The organism is Klebsiella sp. GB_Kp047, assembly GCF_040065235.1.
GTDB classification, from domain to species: domain Bacteria; phylum Pseudomonadota; class Gammaproteobacteria; order Enterobacterales; family Enterobacteriaceae; genus Klebsiella; species Klebsiella quasipneumoniae.
Map to the genome: position 1 here is coordinate 768104 of NZ_JBEAJG010000041.1, position 21086 is coordinate 789189.

The window sequence follows — 21086 nt, forward strand, 5'->3', positions numbered from 1 at the left end:
TCCTGCTGACAACCGACGGCTCACTCTTTAGGATAGCCAGACGCGGCGGCCCCTGCGGCCTGCCCATTTTTAGATAACGTTAGGGAGAAGACATGCGAACCCTTTGGCGACTGATTGCCAGCTTTTTTAAATGGACGTGGCGGATACTCAACTTTATTCGCAAACTGGCCCTCAATGCGATCTTCCTGGTACTGGTGCTGGTGTGTATCGGCATCTGGAGCCAGTTCAGCAGCAGCACCAGCGAACATGCCGCGCGCGGCGCGCTGCTCCTGGATATTACCGGCGTGGTGGTGGATAAACCTTCCGCCAGCAGCAAACTCGGCGTGATAGGCCGCCAGCTGTTTGGTGCCAGCTCGGACCGTTTGCAGGAGAATTCTCTGTTCGATATCGTGCAGACCATCCGTCAGGCGAAGGATGATCGTAATATCACCGGTATTGTGCTGGATCTGAAAAACTTCGTCGGCGGCGATCAGCCGTCCATGCAGTACATCGGTAAAGCGCTGCGCGAATTCCGCGACAGCGGCAAACCGGTCTATGCCGTCGGCAGCAGCTACAGCCAGGGCCAGTACTACTTGGCGAGCTTTGCCAACAAAATCTGGCTCTCGCCGCAGGGCGAGGTAGACCTCCACGGCTTCGCCACCAACGGGCTGTATTACAAGTCGCTGCTGGATAAGCTGAAAGTCTCCACCCATGTCTTCCGCGTCGGCACCTATAAATCCGCCGTCGAGCCTTTCATTCGCGATGACATGTCCCCTGCCGCCCGCGAAGCGGACAGCCGCTGGATTGGCGAACTGTGGCTGAACTACCTCAACACCATTGCCGCCAACCGGCAGATCACCGCCCAGCAGCTCTTCCCGGGCGCCCAGGGCATTATCGATGGCCTGCGTAAAGTGGGCGGCGATACGGCGAAATATGCGCTGGACAATAAGCTGGTGGATGAGCTGGCGACCTCCACGGAAGTGGAAAAAGCGCTGACCAAACAGTTTGGCTGGAGCAAAGCGGATAACAATTATCGGGCGATTAGCTATTACGACTACAACGTGAAGACGCCGTCTGACCAGGGTTCCGCTATCGCGGTGATCTTCGCCAACGGCGCCATCATGGACGGCGAGGAGACCCCGGGCAACGTCGGCGGCGACACCACCGCAGCGCAAATTCGCGATGCGCGCCTCGATCCGAAAATTAAGGCCATCGTTCTTCGCGTGAACAGCCCTGGCGGCAGCGTGACCGCCTCGGAAATCATTCGTGAAGAGCTGGCGGCAGCCAAAGCCGCGGGTAAACCGGTGGTCGTTTCAATGGGCGGCATGGCGGCGTCCGGCGGCTACTGGATCTCCACCCCCGCGGATTACATCGTGGCGAACCCAAGCACCCTCACCGGCTCCATTGGTATCTTTGGGGTGATCAACACCGTGGAAAATACCCTCGGGTCGATTGGCGTCCACACCGACGGCGTCGCCACGTCGCCGCTGGCGGATATCTCCAGCACCAAAGCGCTGCCGCCGGAAGTGCAGCAGCTGATGCAGTTGAGCATTGAGAACGGCTATCAGCGCTTTATCACCCTGGTGGCTAACGCCCGTAAGAGCACGCCGGAGAAAATCGACCAGATAGCCCAGGGCCACGTCTGGACCGGGGAAGATGCCAAAGCCAACGGTCTTGTCGACAGCCTCGGCGATTTCGACGACGCGGTGGCCAAGGCCGCCGAGCTGGCGAAGCTGAAAACCTGGCACCTTAACTACTATCAGGAAGAGCCAACCTTCTTCTCGATGGTGCTGGACAGCCTGACCGGCTCGGTACGCGCCTCGCTGCCGGCCGCCATTCAGGCCTGGCTGCCTGCGCCGGTGGCCGCGGCGGCCGAGACGGTGAAAGCGGAAAGCGACAAGCTGGCGGCGTTCAACGACCCGCAGAACCGCTATGCCTTCTGCCTGACCTGCGCCAACATTCGTTAATACGCAGCGGCTGCCCCGTCTCGCGGGGCAGCCTTTTTTCCGCACCTGCCAGCGCCGCCACAAAGCGAGCGGCCAACACTGTATTTTTTCCTCCGTCTCTTTATACTGCGCCTGTCTACGACCAACCTAAGCGATGCTATGCAAAAAAAATCGATTTACGTTGCCTACACCGGTGGGACCATCGGTATGCAGCGCTCCGAACACGGCTATGTACCCGTTTCCGGCCATCTGCAGCGTCAGCTGGCGCTGATGCCGGAGTTCCATCGTCCGGAGATGCCGGACTTCACGATCCATGAATACCATCCGCTGATGGATTCATCCGATATGACCCCTGAGGACTGGCAGCACATCGCCGACGATATCCGCAGCCATTACGCGGAGTATGATGGCTTTGTGATCCTCCACGGTACCGACACCATGGCGTTTACCGCCTCAGCGCTGTCGTTCATGCTGGAAAATCTCGGCAAACCGGTGATTGTGACAGGGTCACAAATCCCGCTGGCCGAGCTGCGTTCCGACGGCCAGATCAACCTGCTCAATGCCCTGTACGTCGCCGCCAACTATCCGATTAACGAAGTGGCGCTGTTCTTCAACAATCGACTGTTCCGCGGCAACCGTACCACTAAAGCCCATGCCGACGGCTTTGACGCCTTCGCCTCGCCCAACCTCGCGCCGCTGCTGGAGGCCGGGATCCATATTCGCCGTCTCGGTACCCCGCCGGCGCCGCAGGGCCGTGGGGAGCTGATTGTCCACCCCATCACCCCGCAGCCGATTGGCGTGGTGACGATTTACCCCGGCATCTCCGCCGACGTGGTGCGTAATTTCCTGCGCCAGCCGGTGAAAGCGCTGATCCTCCGCTCCTACGGCGTCGGCAATGCCCCGCAGAATGGCGAGTTTATTCAGGTGCTGGCGGAAGCCAGCCAGCGCGGCATTGTGGTGGTCAATCTGACGCAGTGTATGTCCGGCAAAGTGAACATGGGCGGCTATGCCACCGGCAATGCCCTCGCCCAGGCGGGAGTCATCAGTGGTTTCGATATGACGGTGGAAGCGACGCTGACCAAGCTACACTATCTGCTGAGCCAGCAGCTGGACGTTGACGCCATTCGCGCGGCGATGCAGCAGAATCTGCGTGGCGAACTGACCCCTGACGAAGCTTAAGGAGGACGTATGGCACATCGAGCGCTGTTACTGGTTGATTTGCAGAACGACTTCTGCGCCGGCGGCGCGCTGGCGGTTCCCGAAGGCGACAGCACCGTCGAGGTGGCCAACGCGCTTATCGACTGGAGCCTGGCGCGCGGCGAGCCCATCGTCGCCAGTCAGGACTGGCATCCGGCGGATCACGGCAGCTTCGCCAGCCAGCACCAGGTGGAGCCCTACACTGTGGGCGACCTGGACGGCCTGGCGCAAACTTTCTGGCCGGATCACTGCGTTCAGCACAGCGAAGGCGCGGCGCTGCATCCCCTGCTCAAGCAGCAGGCGATCGCCGCCGTGTTCCACAAAGGGCAAAACCGGGTCATCGACAGCTACAGCGCTTTTTTTGACAACGGTCACCGGCAGAAAACCGAACTGGACGGCTGGCTGCGTGGTCAGGGGATCGTGGAGCTGACCGTTCTCGGCCTCGCCACTGATTATTGCGTGAAGTTTACCGTGTTGGATGCTCTGGCGCTCGGCTACGCGGTCAACGTCATTACCGACGGCTGCCGCGGGGTGAACCTTCAGCCGCAGGACAGCAGCCAGGCGTTTATGGAGATGGCCGCCGCAGGCGCCACGCTCTATACCCTTGATGACTGGCGGGAAACCCACGCCTGATCCTTCACCCGGCGCTTCCGCGCCGGGTCTTCTTCTGCCGCTTCGTTATCGTCCATAAATTGAACTCTCTCGCAGTTTCAACAAGTTATTGCTGGTAGTCTGGCAAGGCTGTTTTTTCGCCACGCCATTTCCGTGGCGCGGTTATTTTTTTATGTCAAAGAGGAACCACTATGAAACATTTGCCCTTGCTGGCAGCCTTGCCCCTGCTTTGCGCTTCCGCGCTCTCTGCCCAACCGCTGATGTCCGTCGGCTATTTCAACGGCGGCGGCGACGTCACTGCCGGGCCGGGCGGGGATATCGACAAGCTGGACGTCCGGCAGATCACCCATCTCAACTACTCGTTTGGCCTTATCTATAACGATGAAAAAGACGAGACCAATGCGGCCCTGAAGGATCCTGACCATCTGCACGAGATCTGGCTGTCGCCAAAGGTGCAGGCGGATCTGCAAAAGCTCCCTGCCCTGCGTAAACAGAACCCGGACCTCAAGGTCCTGCTGTCGGTCGGCGGCTGGGGGGCGCGCGGTTTCTCCGGCGCGGCGGCAAGCAAAGAAACCCGTAAGGTGTTTATTCAGTCTGCGCAGGAAATTGTTGAAAAATATGGTCTGGATGGGATTGACCTCGACTGGGAGTTTCCGGTCAACGGCGCGTGGGGGCTGGTTGCCAGTCAACCGGCCGATCGCGATAACTTCACCGCGCTGTTAAAAGAGCTGCGCGCAGCGTTTGGTACGAAGAAACTGGTTACTATTGCCGTGGGCGCCAACGCCGAGAGCCCGAAAAGCTGGGTGGATGTCAAAGCGGTGGCCCCGGTGCTGAACTACATCAACCTGATGACCTACGACATGGCCTACGGCACGCAGTACTTCAACTCGAACCTGTATGACTCCAGCCACTGGCCGACGGTCGCCGCGGCGGATAAATACAGCGCCGATTTTGTGGTCAACAATTACCTGGCCGCCGGGCTTAAACCCAGCCAGATGAACCTCGGGATTGGTTTTTATGGCCGGGTACCAAAACGGGCGGTCGAGCCGGGGATCGACTGGAGTAAAGCGGATGCGCAAAAGAACCCGGTCACCCAGCCCTATTTTGGTCCACAGCAGATCGCGCTGTTTGCCTCGCTGGGCTATGACCTGAGCAAAGACACCTACGTGAAATACAATGATATCGTGGGCAAATTGCTCAACGATCCGCAGAAACGCTTTACCGAGCACTGGGACGATGAGGCGAAAGTTCCGTGGCTGTCGGTGCAGTCCGCGGAGGGCAAGCCGCTGTTCGCCCTCTCCTATGAGAACCCGCGCTCGGTAGCCATCAAGGCGGACTACATCAAGGCGAAGGGCCTCGCCGGGGCGATGTTCTGGGAGTATGGCGCCGATGACCAGAACCAGCTGGCCCGCCAGCTGGCGGAATCCCTGGGGATCAAACACTAATCGCGGCTGTTTCGCCGCATCGCCGCCGCCGGGCGGCGTGACGCAGGCAGCATCGCCTGCAATGCAGGTATATCGCGCCGCCCGGGATAGGTTATGATGCCTGTTATCCGCTGCGCCAGGGGCTGGCGCAGCTTAACCGTTTGACAGGAGGCAGGGGGCCATGGCCTATATCCCCAAAAATTACGCACGTCTGGAAGTGGGTTATCGCGAAAAGGCGCTCAAGCTCTTTCCCTGGGTATGCGGACGCTGCTCGCGGGAGTTTGTCTACTCCAATCTGCGCGAGCTGACGGTGCACCATATCGATCACGACCACTCCAATAACCCGGAAGATGGCAGTAACTGGGAGATGTTGTGCCTCTACTGTCACGATCACGAACACTCCAAGTACACCGAAGCCGATCAGTATGGCTCCACGGTGGTGGCCGGCGAAGATGCGCAAAAGAGCGTCGGCGAGGCCACCTACAATCCGTTTGCCGACCTGAAAGCGATGATGAACAAAAAGTAAGCAAAGCGGCTGACCGTCGAGCGCGGTCGTAGACGCTGACCCTTCCGGCGCCGGATCACCCGACGCCGGAACCTCTCCCCGCCGGCCGGCGGTTTATTGCAGCTTCACGGTGGCGATCGGCTTCGGCACGATACCGAAATCTTCCTTCAGCTGCTGTTTGCTCTTCATCACCATCTGCCCGCGAGTATCGATGGTCATATGCTGGGCGTCGGTGTTATACCGGGCCTGCCACAGCATCACCAGCTGCAGGCTATTTTCCTTCTGCTCCGGCGTCAGCGCCACGCCATCCGGCCATTTTCCCAGCTCCACCGCCGTCGCCAGACGCTGATACACTTCCGGGGTCATGCTGTCGATAATTTGCTCAATATCCATCTTCCGCTCATCTCCACCAGGAATAATTTGCTGAATCGTTTCTTCAACCCTTGATCTGCTCGCCGTTCTGCTCATCGGTGAAGCTGAGCGACGCCGAATTCACACAATAGCGCTCGCCGGTCGGCTGCGGGCCATCCGGAAACACGTGACCGAGGTGGGCATCACAATTTCCGCAGCGGATCTCTATGCGCTGCATGCCGTGGGAGCTGTCGTCCAGATAGCGAATGGCCTCTTCGCTTACCGGCTCGTAGAAGCTCGGCCAGCCGCAGCCGGAGTCGTACTTGGTCTGGGAGTTGAACAGCGGCGCATCGCACACCAGGCAGTGATACACGCCATTTTTCTTGTTGTGCAGCAGCCGTCCGGTGAAAGGCGGTTCGGTACCATGATGTTGGGTCACGTAAAACTGCATTTCGCTCAAGCCGTTTTTCAGCTCTTCCGGGGAGGGTTTATTTGCCATGGGCTTACATCTCGCTTTGCAATGGACAACTTTCGCCCCAATTCTAACAAAACATTAACAATGAAGCGTACACTTTTGTTCTAAACTTATCCGGTGCCCACAGGCAGCCAGATAATTGTGACTTAAATCACGTTTTTATCTTAAATGCCCTTTAAAATTCCGCGCGCAGCCCCCATATGGAATTGGGCTCAAAGGGAGAGTGAGGCAAATCAATCGCGCAAAGGTCTGCTCAGGATTGATTTGTCGCAATGATTGACACGATTCCGCTTGACGCTGCGTAAGGTTTTTGTAATTTTACAGGCAACCTTTTATTCACTAACAAATAGCTGGTGGAATATATGACTATCAAAGTAGGTATCAACGGTTTTGGCCGTATCGGTCGCATTGTTTTCCGTGCTGCTCAGAAACGTTCTGACATCGAGATCGTTGCAATCAACGACCTGTTAGACGCAGAGTACATGGCTTACATGCTGAAGTATGACTCCACTCACGGTCGTTTCGACGGCACCGTTGAAGTGAAAGACGGTCATCTGGTCGTTAACGGTAAAAAAATCCGTGTTACCGCTGAACGTGACCCGGCTAACCTGAAGTGGGACGAAGTTGGTGTTGACGTTGTTGCTGAAGCAACCGGTATCTTCCTGACCGACGAAACCGCTCGTAAACACATCACCGCTGGCGCGAAAAAAGTCGTTCTGACTGGCCCGTCCAAAGACAACACCCCGATGTTCGTTCGCGGCGCTAACTTCGACACTTACGCTGGCCAGGACATCGTTTCCAACGCATCCTGCACCACCAACTGCCTGGCGCCGCTGGCTAAAGTCATCAACGACAACTTCGGTATCGTTGAAGGCCTGATGACCACCGTCCACGCTACCACCGCTACCCAGAAAACCGTTGATGGCCCGTCTCACAAAGACTGGCGCGGCGGCCGCGGCGCAGCTCAGAACATCATCCCGTCCTCTACCGGCGCTGCTAAAGCAGTAGGTAAAGTACTGCCAGAACTGAACGGCAAACTGACCGGTATGGCGTTCCGCGTTCCGACTCCGAACGTATCCGTTGTTGATCTGACCGTTCGTCTGGAAAAAGCAGCGTCCTACGAAGAAATCAAGAAAGCTATCAAAGCCGCTTCTGAAGGCGCAATGAAAGGCGTTCTGGGTTACACCGAAGACGACGTTGTTTCTACCGACTTCAACGGCGAAGTTTGCACTTCCGTGTTCGATGCTAAAGCGGGTATCGCACTGAACGACAACTTCGTTAAACTGGTTTCCTGGTACGACAACGAAACTGGCTACTCCAACAAAGTTCTGGACCTGATTGCCCACATCTCCAAATAAGTTGAGATGAAAAAGTAATCTGTAAGAGCGACTTCGGTCGCTCTTTTTTTTGTCTGCAGAGATAGGATTGCACAATGATAAATAAAATTTTTGCTCTCCCGGTGAATGAAACCATTTCGCCCGTTATCTCCCGTCGCCAGCTGGACGACCTGGAGCTGATTGTCATCGACCATCCGCAGGTGAAAGCCTCTGTGGCGCTGCAGGGGGCGCATCTGCTCTCCTGGAAACCCGCCGGTGAAGAAGAAGTCCTGTGGCTGAGCAACAACACCCCGTTTAAACAGGGCGTCGCCCTGCGCGGCGGCGTGCCGATTTGCTGGCCCTGGTTTGGCCCATCGGCGCAGCAGGGCCTGCCGTCGCACGGCTTTGCCCGCAACCTGCCGTGGACCCTGGAAGGCCATGATGAAGACGACGGCGGCGTGATGTTGACCTTTGCGCTGCAGAACAGCGCCGAAACCATGAAGCTGTGGCCGCATGAGTTCACCCTCTATGCCCGCTTCAAGCTGGGCAAGACCTGCGAAATCGAACTGGAAGCCCACGGCGAATTTGAGACCACCTCTGCCCTGCACAGCTACTTCAACGTCGGCGATATCGCGGCGGTGAAAGTGAGCGGTCTTGGCGAGCGCTATATCGATAAAGTGAAAAATGCCGAAGAAGGCGTTCTGAGCAACGGCGTGCAGACCTTCCCGGATCGTACCGACCGCGTCTATCTCGACGCCGAAGGCTGCAGCGTGATCCACGACGACGCGCTCAGTCGCACTATCGACGTGGTGCATCATCATCAGCACAACGTGGTGGCCTGGAACCCGGGCCCGGCGCTGTCCGTCAGCATGGGCGACATGCCGGACGATGGCTACAAAACCTTCGTGTGCGTCGAAACCTGCTGCGTGACCCAGCCGCAGAAAGCCAGTGAAGAGACCCCGTCTCGCCTGGCGCAAACCATCAGCGTGAAAAAACGCTAAGCGCAAAAAGCCCCGTTTATCACGGGGCTTTTTCTCTTCTCCACCAGGATGCGCTGTGGGTTAAACCATATCCAACCGGGTTTTCCGCGGCGGCGGTGGATAGAGGCGGTCCAGCTGCGCAAGCTCTTGCGGGCTGAGAACGAGATCAAGCGCGGCGGCATTCTGCACCACATGTTCAATACTGGCCGCTTTCGGGATCGCCAGCATTCCCGGATGACGAATCACCCAGGCCAGCAGCAGCTGCGCCACCGTCACGCCCCGCTCGTTAGCCATTTTGATGATATCGGTATGCTGAAAAAGTCCATCGCGTAAGCGCCCCGCCTGCGCCAGCGGACAATAGGCCATCACCGGCAGGGTGTGCTGCTGGCACCAGGGCAGGAGATCGTATTCAATGCCCCGCGACGCGAGATGATAGAGCACCTGATTGGTGGCGCAGCGTTCGCCACCCGCCGTGCGCCACAGCGCCTGCATATCGTCAGTGTCCAGATTGGAGACGCCCCAGCGGCGGATTTTGCCCTCGGCCACCAGCTTTTCCATCGCCTCGACCGTCTCCTCTAGCGGGATATCGCCCCGCCAGTGCAGAAGATACATATCCAGATAGTCGGTCTGCAGCCGGCGTAGACTGTTTTCACAGGCGCGGCGCATCGCCGCGCCGCCGGCGTGCCAGGGATAGACTTTGGAGACCAGCACCACCCGGTCGCGCAGGCCGCGGACCGCCTGGCCCACCACCTCCTCCGCCCCGCCGTCGGCATACATCTCAGCGGTATCGATTACCGTCAGGCCATGGTCGATGCCCGCGCGCAGTGCAGCCACCTCCTGCTGACGCTGCGCCGCGTTCTCGCCCATATACCAGGTCCCCAGCCCGATGGCCGGAACTGCCGCCTGCTCGCCAAAGCATACTGTTTTTTTCACCATCGTCTCCTACTTAGCGCCCTGCACCACCATAAAGCAAAACAGGGCACGAAGCCCTGTTTTGATGCATAAAGCGCACTGTAATAATGCACAATCAGAAGGTGTAAGTGATCCCGGTTGAGATCAGACCGCTCCAGGATTTGTCCACCATCGGGCTATCGGTAATTTCATCCGACAGACGGGTGTAGCGCGCAATACCGTATACGCTCCAGTCGCCGAGGAAGCGATAGTTGGCCGACAGCTCCAGATACGGGTTCCAGCTGCTGTCCGGATCGTAGCTGCGCATGCCGCTGCGACGGGACTCATGCTGCGAGACGCCATAATAGTATTCGTTCTGATTGTCGCTGTTCCACTCCACGCCGATGCCCGGCGTCAGCGTCAGGTTCCCGTTGGTGTAGCGGTACAGCCAGGCGAGATCCCAGTTGATGCCGTTGCTGTTATCCAGCGTATCGCCGGCAATCGTCGTGCGCAGGAAACCATAGGGCGTGTTGTGGACATACGAAAGACCGGCCATCACGGTTGATTTACGTTTATCCAGGCGACGCATTTGTTCGCTATCGCTGTCGCCCGGCTTGAAGTACATCGGCGACCAGTAAGCCGTTATCGACAGCTTATCATTGGTGTCATTCCACAGGTAGTAACCCCCACCCAGACCGTGGAACCAGAAGTTATCGCTCTCATAACTAATGACCGGCACCGGATAAACATCCGCATCATACTGCTTGTACGGATGCTCAACGATGCCGACGCCAGCGCCAAGCGTGAACTTCCCATCGGCATGCGCCGCGCTGGCGGAGGTCGCAATCAGCACGCCGAGTGCCAGAAGTTTGATTTTAGTCACAATCCATATTCCCGTTGTCAAATAATCAGCCCGTGCAGTTTACCGTCGTAGGTCTCATGCCTCAAATTCTTTACCCGATATGACACAAATCGTTCACTTTCCCACCCTTCTCTTACCATCTGGTGACAGCCCGATGACAGCTTCACGTCCCGGCGAAGCAAAAAGCGTCTTTTTCAGGATGAGTTATTGATATGTCATTGAAATTGATTTTCTGCGTCATGCAAGATTTCTAAATGCATCTACGCTTAAATTTAGAAGGTGTAATTGCAGGGCACATTCACGCTACCCCACCCGCAACCTGGCATAAGGGTTGCTGGATACCAGGAGAGCGATGTTCAGCTTATGTCTTCCGGGGGCCCCCACTATTCATATGAACGGCTCTCAACCTGTGCTAAAAAACGAAAGGACGGCATGCCATGAATATATTCGATCACTATCGCCAGCGCTATGAAGCTGCCAAGGACGAAGAGTTCACACTGCAGGAGTTTCTTACCATCTGCCGGCAAGATCGCAGTGCCTATGCCAATGCGGCAGAACGTCTGTTGATGGCCATTGGTGAACCCGTCATGGTTGATACGGCTCTCGAGCCGCGGCTATCCCGTCTCTTTTCAAACCGGGTTATCGCACGCTATCCGGCGTTTGAAGAGTTTTACGGTATGGAAGACGCCATTGAGCAGATCGTTTCCTACCTCAAGCATGCCGCCCAGGGGCTGGAAGAGAAGAAACAGATCCTCTATCTGCTGGGACCGGTGGGCGGGGGTAAATCATCGCTGGCTGAACGGCTGAAAGCCCTGATGCAGCGCGTGCCTATCTATGTGCTGAGCGCCAACGGCGAGCGCAGCCCGGTTAACGATCACCCGCTGTGCCTGTTCAATCCGCAGGAGGATGCGCAGATCCTTCAGAAAGAGTATGGCGTCCCTACCCGCTATCTCGGCACTATTATGTCGCCATGGGCGGCCAAACGCCTGCATGAGTTTGGCGGCGATATCACGAAATTCCGCGTGGTCAAAGTCTGGCCATCGATTCTCGAACAGGTCGCCATCGCCAAAACCGAACCGGGCGATGAAAACAACCAGGATATTTCGGCGCTGGTGGGTAAAGTGGATATCCGCAAGCTGGAACACTATGCGCAGAACGACCCGGACGCCTACGGCTACTCCGGTGCGCTGTGCCGCGCCAACCAGGGGATCATGGAGTTCGTCGAGATGTTTAAAGCGCCGATCAAGGTGCTGCATCCGCTGCTGACCGCGACTCAGGAAGGTAACTACAACGGGACCGAAGGGATCTCCGCCCTGCCGTTTAACGGGATCATCCTTGCCCACTCCAACGAATCGGAATGGGTGACCTTCCGTAATAACAAAAACAATGAGGCCTTCCTCGACCGCGTCTATATCGTCAAAGTGCCTTATTGCCTGCGGATCTCCGAAGAGATCCGTATCTATGAAAAACTGCTCAACAGCAGCGAGTTGACTCATGCGCCATGCGCCCCGGGCACTCTGGAAACGCTGGCGCGCTTCTCGATTCTGTCGCGCCTGAAAGAGCCGGAAAACTCGAGTATCTACTCGAAAATGCGGGTCTATGACGGCGAGAGCCTGAAAGATACCGACCCGAAAGCGAAATCCTATCAGGAGTATCGCGACTACGCCGGGGTGGATGAAGGGATGAACGGGCTCTCCACCCGCTTTGCCTTTAAGATCCTCTCAAGGGTGTTTAACTTCGACCATGTTGAAGTGGCGGCCAACCCGGTGCATCTGTTCTATGTCCTGGAGCAGCAGATTGAGCGCGAACAGTTCCCGCAGGAGCAGGCCGAGCGCTATCTGGAGTTCCTCAAAGGCTATCTGATCCCGAAATACGCCGAGTTTATCGGCAAAGAGATCCAGACCGCCTATCTGGAATCCTACTCCGAGTATGGGCAGAACATTTTCGATCGCTATGTCACCTACGCTGACTTCTGGATCCAGGATCAGGAATATCGCGATCCGGACACCGGCCAGCTGTTTGACCGTGAATCATTGAATGCCGAGCTGGAGAAAATTGAGAAGCCGGCCGGGATCAGCAACCCGAAAGACTTCCGTAATGAAATCGTCAACTTTGTGCTGCGCGCCAGAGCCAACAACAGCGGACGTAATCCGAACTGGACCAGCTATGAGAAACTGCGCACGGTTATTGAGAAGAAAATGTTCTCCAATACCGAAGAGCTGTTGCCGGTCATTTCGTTTAACGCCAAAACCTCAACCGATGAGCAGAAAAAACACGACGACTTTGTCGACCGCATGATGGAGAAAGGCTACACCCGCAAACAGGTTCGCCTGCTGTGCGAGTGGTACCTGCGGGTTCGTAAATCGTCCTGATGCGTCCAGCCCGGCGGTGCGCCGCCGGGTCAACTGCAGCTGAATGATGATAAGTAAAGTTGGCTAATGCAGTACAGGAGGGCATATGACCTGGTTCATAGACCGACGCCTGAACGGGAAAAACAAAAGCGCCGTCAATCGTCAGCGCTTTTTGCGCCGTTATAAGGCGCAGATTAAACAATCAATCTCCGAGGCCATCAACAAGCGCTCGGTGACCGATATTGAGAGCGGAGAATCCGTCTCGATCCCGACGGACGATATCAACGAGCCGATGTTTCATCAGGGTCGCGGCGGACTACGCAACCGCGTCCACCCGGGTAATGACCATTTCGTGCAAAACGATCGGATCGAACGCCCGCAAGGGGGCGGCGGCGGCGGTGGCAGCGGTCAGGGGCAAGCCAGCGCCGATGGCGAAGGGAAGGATGAGTTTGTCTTCCAGATTTCAAAAGATGAGTACCTGGATCTGCTGTTTGAAGATCTCGCCCTGCCGAACCTGAAGAAAAATCAGCACCGGCAGCTAAACGAGTTTAAAACCCATCGCGCGGGTTTTACCTCTAACGGGGTGCCGGCCAACATCAGCGTGGTGCGTTCGCTGCAGAACTCGCTGGCCCGTCGGACGGCGATGACCGCCGGCAAGCGCCGTGAACTGCGCGCTCTGGAGGAGGATCTGGAGACCATCAGCCGCAGCGAGCCGGTGCAGCTGCTGGAGGAGGAGCGCCTGCGCAAAGAGATTGCCGAGCTGCGGGCTAAAATTGAACGGGTGCCGTTTATCGACACCTTTGACTTACGCTACAAAAATTACGAAAAACGGCCGGAGCCCTCCAGCCAGGCGGTAATGTTCTGCCTGATGGACGTCTCAGGCTCGATGGACCAGGCCACCAAAGACATGGCCAAGCGCTTTTATATCCTGCTGTATCTGTTCCTCAGCCGGACCTATAAAAACGTCGATGTGGTCTATATCCGCCACCATACCCAGGCGAAAGAGGTGGATGAACACGAATTCTTCTATTCTCAGGAAACCGGCGGCACCATCGTTTCCAGCGCCCTCAAGCTGATGGATGAGGTGGTGCAGGCGCGTTATGACCCGGCGCAGTGGAACATCTACGCCGCCCAGGCGTCGGATGGCGACAACTGGGCCGATGACTCCCCACTGTGCCACGAACTGCTGGCGAAGAAAATTCTGCCGGTGGTGCGTTATTACAGCTATATCGAAATTACCCGCCGGGCGCACCAGACCCTGTGGCGCGAGTATGAACACCTGCAGGCGACCTTTGATAATTTCGCCATGCAGCATATTCGCGACCAGGAGGATATCTACCCGGTATTCCGCGAACTGTTTCACAAGCAGTCCTCTAAAAGTGAAGCGTAGTTAAATAAAATCAGCCAGTTAGCGTCACCTGCTGGCTGATTTATTTTTTAAATGCTTTTATTTCTCTATTAATCAATACGCTCATTTTTTGTGCAGAATAGATGCAAATGCCTCATCGCAAAATGCTTCTTTCCCCCATGTTGTACATTCCAGGTACAAATCCCTAACCCTGTGTATTATAACTGCCTAATCTGCTTCAAACATTCACGCGATCGTCAGCGTTGCACTGTTTCCACTCTCAGGAGCCTGCTATGACCCCTTTTTATCAATTGACCGCCACCCGCCTGCGCGGCCAACCTCTCTCCATGGCTGACTATGCTGGCAAGGTGGTTCTGGTGGTGAATACGGCCAGCCATTGTGGCTTCACGTCACAGTATGCTGGCCTGGAAGCGCTCTACAAAAAGTACGCGGCTCAGGGGCTGGTGGTGCTTGGTTTTCCGTGCAACCAGTTTGGCAAGCAGGAACCCGGCGGTGCGGATGAAATCGAGCAGACCTGTCACGTTAACTACGGCGTGAGCTTCCCAATGTTTGCGAAAGTGGACGTCAACGGCCCCGCTGCACACCCGCTGTTTCGTTATCTGAAACAAGCGTTGCCCGGCGTGCTAGGCGGACGGATCAAGTGGAATTTCACCAAGTTCCTCATCGGTCGCGACGGCACACCCCTCACGCGTTTTGCGCCGTTCACGACGCCGGAGAAAATGGAGGCTTCCATTGTTGCCGCCCTCAAGCGCTGAGTGTGCAGTCATTCCACGTTTACCCAACGGTGGCTGGCTGCCCATACAAGGTAGATGTTGGTTCCTGGCCTGTAGCCGACCGCGCCAGCTGTCGCCGGAACGCCCTATTTCACGTCAGGGGCTGTAAACGCGCAAAACCGTAAGATGCTATATGCGAAGCGCCTGTTTCTGGTTGACGAACTTATCAGTTGCGGGAGAATAATGCTGACAAACGCATGCCAGCTTATTCCCGTCAGGATCGCGCAGGTAGGCCACATAAAAGTCGGGGCCATAGGCGGGGCGTGTGCCCGGTGCGCCTTCATTTTGCCCTCCTGCAAGAAGGCCTGCGGCATGGAACTGTCTGACAATCTCTGCGTTATCAGCCTGGAATGCAAACATTGTCCCGTTTCCCGCCGTTGCGGAATGTCCGTCAAAAGGAGGGCAAATACAAAAGCTGAACGCCTTATCCGGATTATTTTTATCTCCCCACATTGCCCAGCTGTCTGTCCAGGCAGGCAGACGTGAGTAGCCAAGAACATTAAAAATAGCGTCATAAAAATCTACTGAGCGCTGAAAATCATTGGTACCTATCGTGATATAAGCCAGCATCTTATGACATCCTCTTTGCCGTTTCCCAGAACAGGCAGGATACCTCTTAACGTAACAATAAACGATTTCCTCTGATGCGCCTGACGCCGTTTGCCGTCTGAGCATCGGCGGTTTCGACATAGCCCGACCTGTTAAACGCTGGCGCAGTTGAGCGGTCCAGGGTTAATTAACCGGTGACGTCAGTCGATCTCACGCGGCCAGCAACCGTCTGTTGCTGGCCGATCTTCCACCTGCCCGGTCATCAGTCTACAGCGGCGACACGGCCTCAACTTCATGCTGAAACACGTAGGGGTCGGAGAGGAGTTCGAATACTTCATCGTCCGGATAGGTGACCGCGACGTGATAGTCTTCGCCTGCGAAGGCTTTGACCGCCGCGAGATCCTGCCAGTAGGTGGCGAGAAAGAAATGCGCCCATTCGCCCTGGTTTTCCCGGCGCACCAGGGCGCCTCTGTTGCCGGCGATGCTCTGAGCGTGTTCCACGCCGGTCCGCTCGAGGTGGCGGGCAAACCCCTCAGCATGCTGCAATGGCACACAGCCATGCCAGGTCCTGACAATCATTTGCATTCTCCTGTGGTGATAAACATCTCACCCTAACATCGACAGGCATTTCTGGGGGAGCGCAACAATGCGGCGCTGGCCACAACACAAAATTATTTTGCCGGACGGGGATATCCTCTCACTCTGCACTATTTTTGACTGCGGAGCAGCATTGGGCCGAATATTGCGCGGCGAGTATCGCTGTTAGCTGGCGCGGAAAAAAATCGTGGCTCGTCAGCCTCGGGCTGTCGTATCGCTACACGCCCAAGCCGCGCCCCTTCAGGGCATCGCCAGCCGATCTTGATGGGCCGCAAAGAGGGTGATGAGATGGTCGGCGATAACCCGCACGCGTCTGGACCCGGCCAGGTCGGAATGCATCACCAGCCAGAGAGTCTGATCCGCGCCGATCTCCGGCTGCAGGCACTGCAGGCCGCTGGCCCGCGCCATAAAGTGCGGCAGAACGCCCAGTCCGAGGCCCGCGGATACCGCGGAAACCTGGGCCACGAGCGTATTGGCTTCGACTTTACACGGCCGCCCTCTCAGGGTGCGCGCGATCCATTGGGCGGCCGGCAGGTGCTGGTGAGTTTCCGGCCACCCCACAAAGTCCGCCTCGCTCAGCGACAGGCCGTCCGCACCGGCCAGATAGCCGGCGGCGCCATAGACGCCAAACCCCACCGTCCCCAGTCGCTTTAACGTCAAATGCCCGGCCTCAGGCTTGACCATGCGGATCGCCAGATCGGCATCCCGACGGTGCAGGTTCACCGGCTGCACACCGCTCAGCACCTCCACCCGCAGCTCGGGATAATGGTCCAGGAGCCCTTTCAGGGAGGGCAGAATAAAATGCGTGGCCAGGTTATCCGAGGTGGCCAGGCGGACAACCCCGGCGACATGCCCCTGCAGTTGCGCCGCTTCGCCAAACGCCAGGCCTGCGTATTCCAGCGCCTCGGCCCGCGCGAGCAGGGCTTCGCCATCATCGGTCAGGCGATAGCCGCTCTGATGGCGGCTGAAGAGCGGAACGTTCAACGCCTGCTCCAGCCGATCCAGCCGGCGGGAGACCGTGGCTATCCCCATGTTCATCTTGTCGGCGGCGCCGCTCAGCGTTCCCGCCCGGGCGATGGCGAGGAATATGCGCGCATCATCCCAGTTAAATTCTGCGGTCATCTGTTTTCCATTTATGGAAAACGACTCTCCGTTTTCCGCTATTTTTTATCAGTTTCGCAGGGATGATACTGCACGCCACTCGCGGAGACAACCAGGCCATCCGGTCGCCTGCTCTCTCCTCACCTGAACGTCCGTGTACCGCGCGGAACGCTCCTTTCCTAAGGATACGCCTGATATGAAAGAGATTGCTTTACCCCTCCACCCGGCGCCGGCGCGCGTCTGGATAGCCGTCGTTGCACTCGGGATCTGCGCCTTTTCAATCGTCACCAGCGAACTGGCGCCGGTGGGCATGCTCAGCGCCCTGGCGGCGGATTTTCACCAGACTGAATCTGGCATGGGTCTCGCCGTCACCGCCTATGGCTGGGTGGGCGCCCTGGCGGCTCTGCTTTCCGGCGCAATGCCGGCGCGTATTTCCCGCAAGGCGCTGCTGGTCGGGCTGATGCTGATCCTCGCGCTTTCCTGCCTCGCCGCAACCCGGTCTTATTCGATGTTCGCCCTGATGAGCGCCCGCATGATTGGCGCCCTGGCGCATGGCGCCTTCTGGGCCTTAATTGGCATCGTCGCCGCGCAGATGGTGCCGCCGCACCGGCTGGGGCTGGCCACGGCGATCATTTTTGGCGGCGTGTCGGCGGCAAGCGTAGTGGGGGTGCCGCTGGCGAGCTTTATCGCCACCCTGGCGGGCTGGCGATACGCGTTTATGGCGATGGCCTTGCTGTCACTGGCCGCCGCTGCGGTGCTGTGCTCGACGCTGCCCGCGCTGGCCGCCCCAGCCCCCGTCAGGCTGCGCGTTTATCGTGATATTTTCCGCAATCCGCTGCTCGGTGGCCTGTATGGCGCCACGGCATGCATCATTACCGCTCACTTTGCCGCCTTCACCTACATTGAACCGCTGCTGATAAATCTGCAGGGAGTCCCGACGACCGCCCTCTCCGGCCTGCTGCTGCTGTCAGGGGTTTCCGGGCTGCTGGGTAACGTTATCGCGGGGAAGCTCATCGATCGTCATCTGAAGGGGCTGATTTTCGCTGCGCTGCTGCTGAGCGGGGGCGCGCTGGCGATCCTTGGCACCGCCCGTTTTGCGCCACTGCCATTCTGTTTTAGCGGGCTACTGTTAGCCCTGTGGGGCGCCGGCATCGCGATTGTGTTCGTCGGCTTACAGACCTGGCTACTGCGCAGCGCGGGCGCGGTCGCCCAGCCGGCGTCAGCCATTTACGTGGCCATTTTTAATGCCGCCATCGGCACCGGGGCGCTTGTCGGCGGCCAGCTGATCGCCTCAGCTGGCCTGTCGGGAATGGTGTGGCTGGCGGCGGGGATCATGGTGGGCAGTACGCTGCTGATCGCTCTGCTGAAAGCGCCCTCGGGCCGCTAAACGCTGCCCTGTAAAACCGCGTTTTCACGGTCCAGCGTGAAGACCTGCCACACGACGCGGGTCGCGCTCAAGGTAAAAATGGCCGTCGCCAGCGTATTTTCCTCATCAGGATCGTCGGGAGAAAGCCGGTAAATCGGTAACAACGGATCCTGCTGGTCGGAGAGCATCGCTTTCGCTGTCACGCCATCCAGCGGCGGGTTCGTCGCCAGCCACGCGTCCAGGCGCCGCTGGCGCGAGCCGGAGCTGCCGGTCACGATCTGTTCAATAGCCGCAAGCTGGGGATGGATCAGATGGTTGGCATGCCCGCTGGTGGCGGACAACGCGAGCACCGAGCTGCCGGAGCCGGTGGCTTCCACGCTAAACAGACGGCTATCGCCCATCTGGCCCAGGGTGTGGTGAAACGCGCCCGCGCGAGGCGTGGCGCTCAGCAGAGTGACGGCTTCCTCTAAGGTGGTGGCGTTCAGCGAGGCGCGGGCCAGAATCTGGCGCGGCATCCCGTCCGGACGATGCACGGCGCGAATATTGTTGACCGTATTGACTATCCCCTTCTCATTCACTGCGAAGGTATGTCCGCACAGGGAGCCGGGATAGGCGAAGCTGGTAAAGGCGAGGCCCACGTCCGGGGTTATGCTGACGATGGCGCAGTCTTCACGCAGCTGCGGGAAGCCGTCTTCATTGTGCGCAATGATCAACTCGCCCTCTGCGCTTCTCCCCGCCAGAGTGGTGCAGCCATCCGACGTCGAACGTACCAGATCGCCGCGACAGTTCCAGGCGAACACCTCATCCACCGGCGCCTGCAGCCCCTCCGCCATGCCCTCCAGCTCCTGCCAGATCAGCGGGAACTGAGCCTGCACGGCTGCGCGCATGCGCTGGGTCTGTTCCGTCGTTTTCAGGGCGGCCACCGTTTGCCACAGCGCCGTTTGCCTGATTTTTGTCTGCCAGGCCTCACGACCAAACGCGCCAAGCTGCTGACCGACCGCAAAGGCGGAACCACGGATTGCGATTGTTTTCATATTGTCATTATTCACTTATGTTCAGGATACGTGTTGCAAAAACTCTTGCAGACGCGGATTGCTGCTGGCCGTGAGCAGCGCCTCAGGTGAACCATCTTCGGCAATAGTGCCGCCATCAATAAAGATCAAACGGGAAGCCACCTCTCTGGCAAAGCCAATCTCATGGGTCACAATCACCATCGTCATGCCCTCTTCGGCCAGCGAGCGCATGACCTTTAACACCTCATGCCGCAGTTCAGGATCGAGGGCGGATGTTGGCTCATCAAATAACATCATTTTGGGTTTCACCGCCAGGGCGCGAGCTATCGCCACACGCTGCTGCTGACCGCCCGAGAGCTCGGCAGGATAGTGGTTAGCGCGTTCACGCAGCCCCACGCGATCCAGCAACGCCAGCGCCTGCTCCCGCGCTGTGGCCTTGCTCTGCTTGCGCACGCGAAGCGGACCGAACATGACATTCTCCAGGGCGGTCAGATGCGGGAACAAATGAAACTGTTGAAACACCATACCGGCTTCGCGGCGAATATCACACTCATTCGCGTGCGGATCCGTAATATGCATGCCCGCCACCAGCAGCGTGCCCGAGGAGATCTCTTCCAGCTTGTTAATACAACGCAGCAGGGTCGATTTTCCCGAGCCGGAAGGACCGATGATCACCACCACCTCGCCCGCTTCAATCTTTAAATTGATATCGTGCAGCACCTGAGTGGCGCCGAAGTTTTTCGCCACCGCGCTAAATTCAACCATGCTCATAAAATATGGATCCTTTTCTCAACTTGTTTTAGCAGGAAGCTCAGGCACAATGTCAAAAACAGATAAATCATCGCCACCGCCGTCCACACCTCCAGCGCCCGAAAGTTGCCGGCAATAATCTCTTGTCCCTGACGGGTTAATTCTGCCACGCCAATCACAATAAACAGCGACGTATCTTTAATACTGATAATCCATTGATTGCCTAATGCCGGGATCATCCGCCGAAAAGCCAGCGGCATAATGACATGCCACAGGGTGCTGCGCGGCGATAATCCCATCGCCAGGCTGGCTTCTTTAAATCCTTTATTGATCGACAGAATCGCGCCCCGGGTGATCTCCGCTATATAAGCCCCGGAGTTAATCACAATGGTGATAATGGCGGCAGGAACCGGGTCAATACGCACCGGCAACACCATCGGCAGGGCGAAGTAAATAAACATCACCTGCACCATAATTGGCGTCCCGCGGATTAATTCCACAAACACCAGCGATACCGTTTTGGATATTGTCCCACCTAATGCGCGGCAGGTCCCGGCCAGCAAACCAATGATTAATCCACCTAACAAACCTGATAACGAAATAATTAGCGTCAGCTGCAAGCCTTGCATCAGCAGCGGCAATGCATCCCAAATATAGCGACTGTCAAAATTCATGCTTC

At 57.5% G+C, this 21086-nt stretch carries 22 protein-coding genes; 12 read left to right on the forward strand and 10 right to left on the reverse strand.

Features of this window, described 5'->3' with window-relative positions; all coding sequences use genetic code 11:
* The first annotated feature begins 92 nt into the window (after nucleotides 1–92).
* From sppA to yajD, 5 genes are all read left to right on the forward strand, one after another.
* Nucleotides 93–1946 carry a signal peptide peptidase SppA gene (sppA, locus tag ABLV76_RS24360; protein ID WP_348878525.1) on the forward strand — a complete coding sequence of 618 codons (1854 nt, stop codon included), beginning with the start codon at nucleotides 93–95 and terminating at the stop codon, nucleotides 1944–1946.
* A gap of 138 nt (nucleotides 1947–2084) precedes the next feature.
* Nucleotides 2085–3104 carry an asparaginase gene (ansA, locus tag ABLV76_RS24365; protein ID WP_004203791.1) on the forward strand — a complete coding sequence of 340 codons (1020 nt, stop codon included), beginning with the start codon at nucleotides 2085–2087 and terminating at the stop codon, nucleotides 3102–3104.
* Nucleotides 3105–3113: 9 nt separating this feature from the next.
* On the forward strand, nucleotides 3114–3755 hold the full coding sequence (gene pncA / locus ABLV76_RS24370) for a bifunctional nicotinamidase/pyrazinamidase (protein ID WP_004203790.1): 642 nt from the start codon (nucleotides 3114–3116) through the stop codon (nucleotides 3753–3755).
* A gap of 170 nt (nucleotides 3756–3925) precedes the next feature.
* Entirely contained in the window at nucleotides 3926–5179 is a 1254-nt protein-coding gene (locus tag ABLV76_RS24375) for a glycoside hydrolase family 18 protein (protein ID WP_048294519.1), read from the forward strand.
* A gap of 160 nt (nucleotides 5180–5339) precedes the next feature.
* On the forward strand, nucleotides 5340–5684 hold the full coding sequence (gene yajD / locus ABLV76_RS24380; protein WP_002901254.1) for an HNH nuclease YajD: 345 nt from the start codon (nucleotides 5340–5342) through the stop codon (nucleotides 5682–5684).
* Between the two features lie 93 nt (nucleotides 5685–5777).
* Here yajD and ABLV76_RS24385 read toward each other — a convergent pair whose 3' ends face one another.
* Nucleotides 5778–6056, reverse strand: coding sequence for a YeaC family protein (locus tag ABLV76_RS24385; RefSeq protein WP_004203787.1), 279 nt, complete (start codon nucleotides 6054–6056; stop codon nucleotides 5778–5780).
* A 43-nt stretch (nucleotides 6057–6099) separates the two neighbouring features.
* Nucleotides 6100–6513: a peptide-methionine (R)-S-oxide reductase MsrB gene (msrB, locus tag ABLV76_RS24390; RefSeq protein WP_004203786.1), complete on the reverse strand. Its 414-nt coding sequence runs from the start codon at nucleotides 6511–6513 to the stop codon at nucleotides 6100–6102.
* A 338-nt stretch (nucleotides 6514–6851) separates the two neighbouring features.
* Here msrB and gapA point away from each other — a divergent pair, with 338 nt between their 5' ends.
* Both gapA and ABLV76_RS24400 read left to right on the forward strand, forming a co-directional pair.
* A complete protein-coding gene (gene gapA, locus ABLV76_RS24395) occupies nucleotides 6852–7847 on the forward strand; it encodes a glyceraldehyde-3-phosphate dehydrogenase (protein WP_004203784.1) in 996 nt (331 codons plus the stop codon).
* A 74-nt stretch (nucleotides 7848–7921) separates the two neighbouring features.
* A complete protein-coding gene (locus ABLV76_RS24400; RefSeq protein WP_004203783.1) occupies nucleotides 7922–8806 on the forward strand; it encodes a D-hexose-6-phosphate mutarotase in 885 nt (294 codons plus the stop codon).
* A gap of 60 nt (nucleotides 8807–8866) precedes the next feature.
* On the opposite strand, the gene ABLV76_RS24405 is transcribed toward ABLV76_RS24400, so the two are convergent.
* Together ABLV76_RS24405 and ABLV76_RS24410 are read right to left on the reverse strand one after the other, a co-directional pair.
* Nucleotides 8867–9721 (reverse strand): aldo/keto reductase, encoded by an 855-nt coding sequence (locus ABLV76_RS24405; RefSeq protein WP_048294516.1) that lies wholly within the window; start codon nucleotides 9719–9721, stop codon nucleotides 8867–8869.
* A gap of 91 nt (nucleotides 9722–9812) precedes the next feature.
* Nucleotides 9813–10559, reverse strand: coding sequence for a MipA/OmpV family protein (locus tag ABLV76_RS24410; RefSeq protein ID WP_004203780.1), 747 nt, complete (start codon nucleotides 10557–10559; stop codon nucleotides 9813–9815).
* A 416-nt stretch (nucleotides 10560–10975) separates the two neighbouring features.
* Here ABLV76_RS24410 and yeaG point away from each other — a divergent pair, with 416 nt between their 5' ends.
* The 3 genes from yeaG to ABLV76_RS24425 all read left to right on the forward strand — a co-directional run bounded on the left by yeaG (nucleotide 10976) and on the right by ABLV76_RS24425 (nucleotide 15013).
* Nucleotides 10976–12910, forward strand: a complete 1935-nt coding sequence (yeaG, locus tag ABLV76_RS24415) for a protein kinase YeaG (RefSeq protein WP_004203779.1) — start codon at nucleotides 10976–10978, stop codon at nucleotides 12908–12910.
* A gap of 85 nt (nucleotides 12911–12995) precedes the next feature.
* The gene (locus ABLV76_RS24420; protein ID WP_049115129.1) at nucleotides 12996–14279 is read left to right on the forward strand and encodes a YeaH/YhbH family protein; all 1284 of its coding nucleotides are present in this window, start codon (nucleotides 12996–12998) and stop codon (nucleotides 14277–14279) included.
* A 251-nt stretch (nucleotides 14280–14530) separates the two neighbouring features.
* The gene (locus ABLV76_RS24425) at nucleotides 14531–15013 is read left to right on the forward strand and encodes a glutathione peroxidase (RefSeq protein WP_004203776.1); all 483 of its coding nucleotides are present in this window, start codon (nucleotides 14531–14533) and stop codon (nucleotides 15011–15013) included.
* 147 nt (nucleotides 15014–15160) lie between these two features.
* On the opposite strand, the gene ABLV76_RS24430 is transcribed toward ABLV76_RS24425, so the two are convergent.
* Nucleotides 15161–15601, reverse strand: a complete 441-nt coding sequence (locus ABLV76_RS24430) for a VOC family protein (protein ID WP_004203774.1) — start codon at nucleotides 15599–15601, stop codon at nucleotides 15161–15163.
* 246 nt (nucleotides 15602–15847) lie between these two features.
* Nucleotides 15848–16159: a hypothetical protein gene (locus ABLV76_RS24435; RefSeq protein ID WP_004203773.1), complete on the reverse strand. Its 312-nt coding sequence runs from the start codon at nucleotides 16157–16159 to the stop codon at nucleotides 15848–15850.
* A 67-nt stretch (nucleotides 16160–16226) separates the two neighbouring features.
* Here ABLV76_RS24435 and ABLV76_RS24440 point away from each other — a divergent pair, with 67 nt between their 5' ends.
* Nucleotides 16227–16346 (forward strand): hypothetical protein, encoded by a 120-nt coding sequence (locus tag ABLV76_RS24440; protein WP_032425956.1) that lies wholly within the window; start codon nucleotides 16227–16229, stop codon nucleotides 16344–16346.
* Between the two features lie 71 nt (nucleotides 16347–16417).
* Here the strand turns inward: ABLV76_RS24440 and ABLV76_RS24445 are convergent, their stop codons facing one another.
* The gene (locus ABLV76_RS24445) at nucleotides 16418–17299 is read right to left on the reverse strand and encodes a LysR family transcriptional regulator (protein WP_017898598.1); all 882 of its coding nucleotides are present in this window, start codon (nucleotides 17297–17299) and stop codon (nucleotides 16418–16420) included.
* A 175-nt stretch (nucleotides 17300–17474) separates the two neighbouring features.
* Here ABLV76_RS24445 and ABLV76_RS24450 point away from each other — a divergent pair, with 175 nt between their 5' ends.
* Nucleotides 17475–18665: an MFS transporter gene (locus ABLV76_RS24450; RefSeq protein ID WP_049115125.1), complete on the forward strand. Its 1191-nt coding sequence runs from the start codon at nucleotides 17475–17477 to the stop codon at nucleotides 18663–18665.
* Here the strand turns inward: ABLV76_RS24450 and ABLV76_RS24455 are convergent.
* Genes ABLV76_RS24455 through glnP form a run of 3 tightly spaced genes read right to left on the reverse strand, consistent with a single transcriptional unit; the run spans nucleotide 18662 to nucleotide 21081 of the window.
* Nucleotides 18662–19678, reverse strand: coding sequence for an acyl-CoA--6-aminopenicillanic acid acyl-transferase (locus tag ABLV76_RS24455; RefSeq protein WP_043522477.1), 1017 nt, complete (start codon nucleotides 19676–19678; stop codon nucleotides 18662–18664). The genes ABLV76_RS24450 and ABLV76_RS24455 overlap by 4 nt on opposite strands.
* Nucleotides 19679–19699: 21 nt before the next feature.
* On the reverse strand, nucleotides 19700–20422 hold the full coding sequence (gene glnQ / locus ABLV76_RS24460) for a glutamine ABC transporter ATP-binding protein GlnQ (RefSeq protein WP_004203768.1): 723 nt from the start codon (nucleotides 20420–20422) through the stop codon (nucleotides 19700–19702).
* Between the two features lie 2 nt (nucleotides 20423–20424).
* Nucleotides 20425–21081 (reverse strand): glutamine ABC transporter permease GlnP, encoded by a 657-nt coding sequence (gene glnP, locus ABLV76_RS24465; RefSeq protein ID WP_004203767.1) that lies wholly within the window; start codon nucleotides 21079–21081, stop codon nucleotides 20425–20427.
* Nucleotides 21082–21086 lie beyond the last annotated feature (5 nt).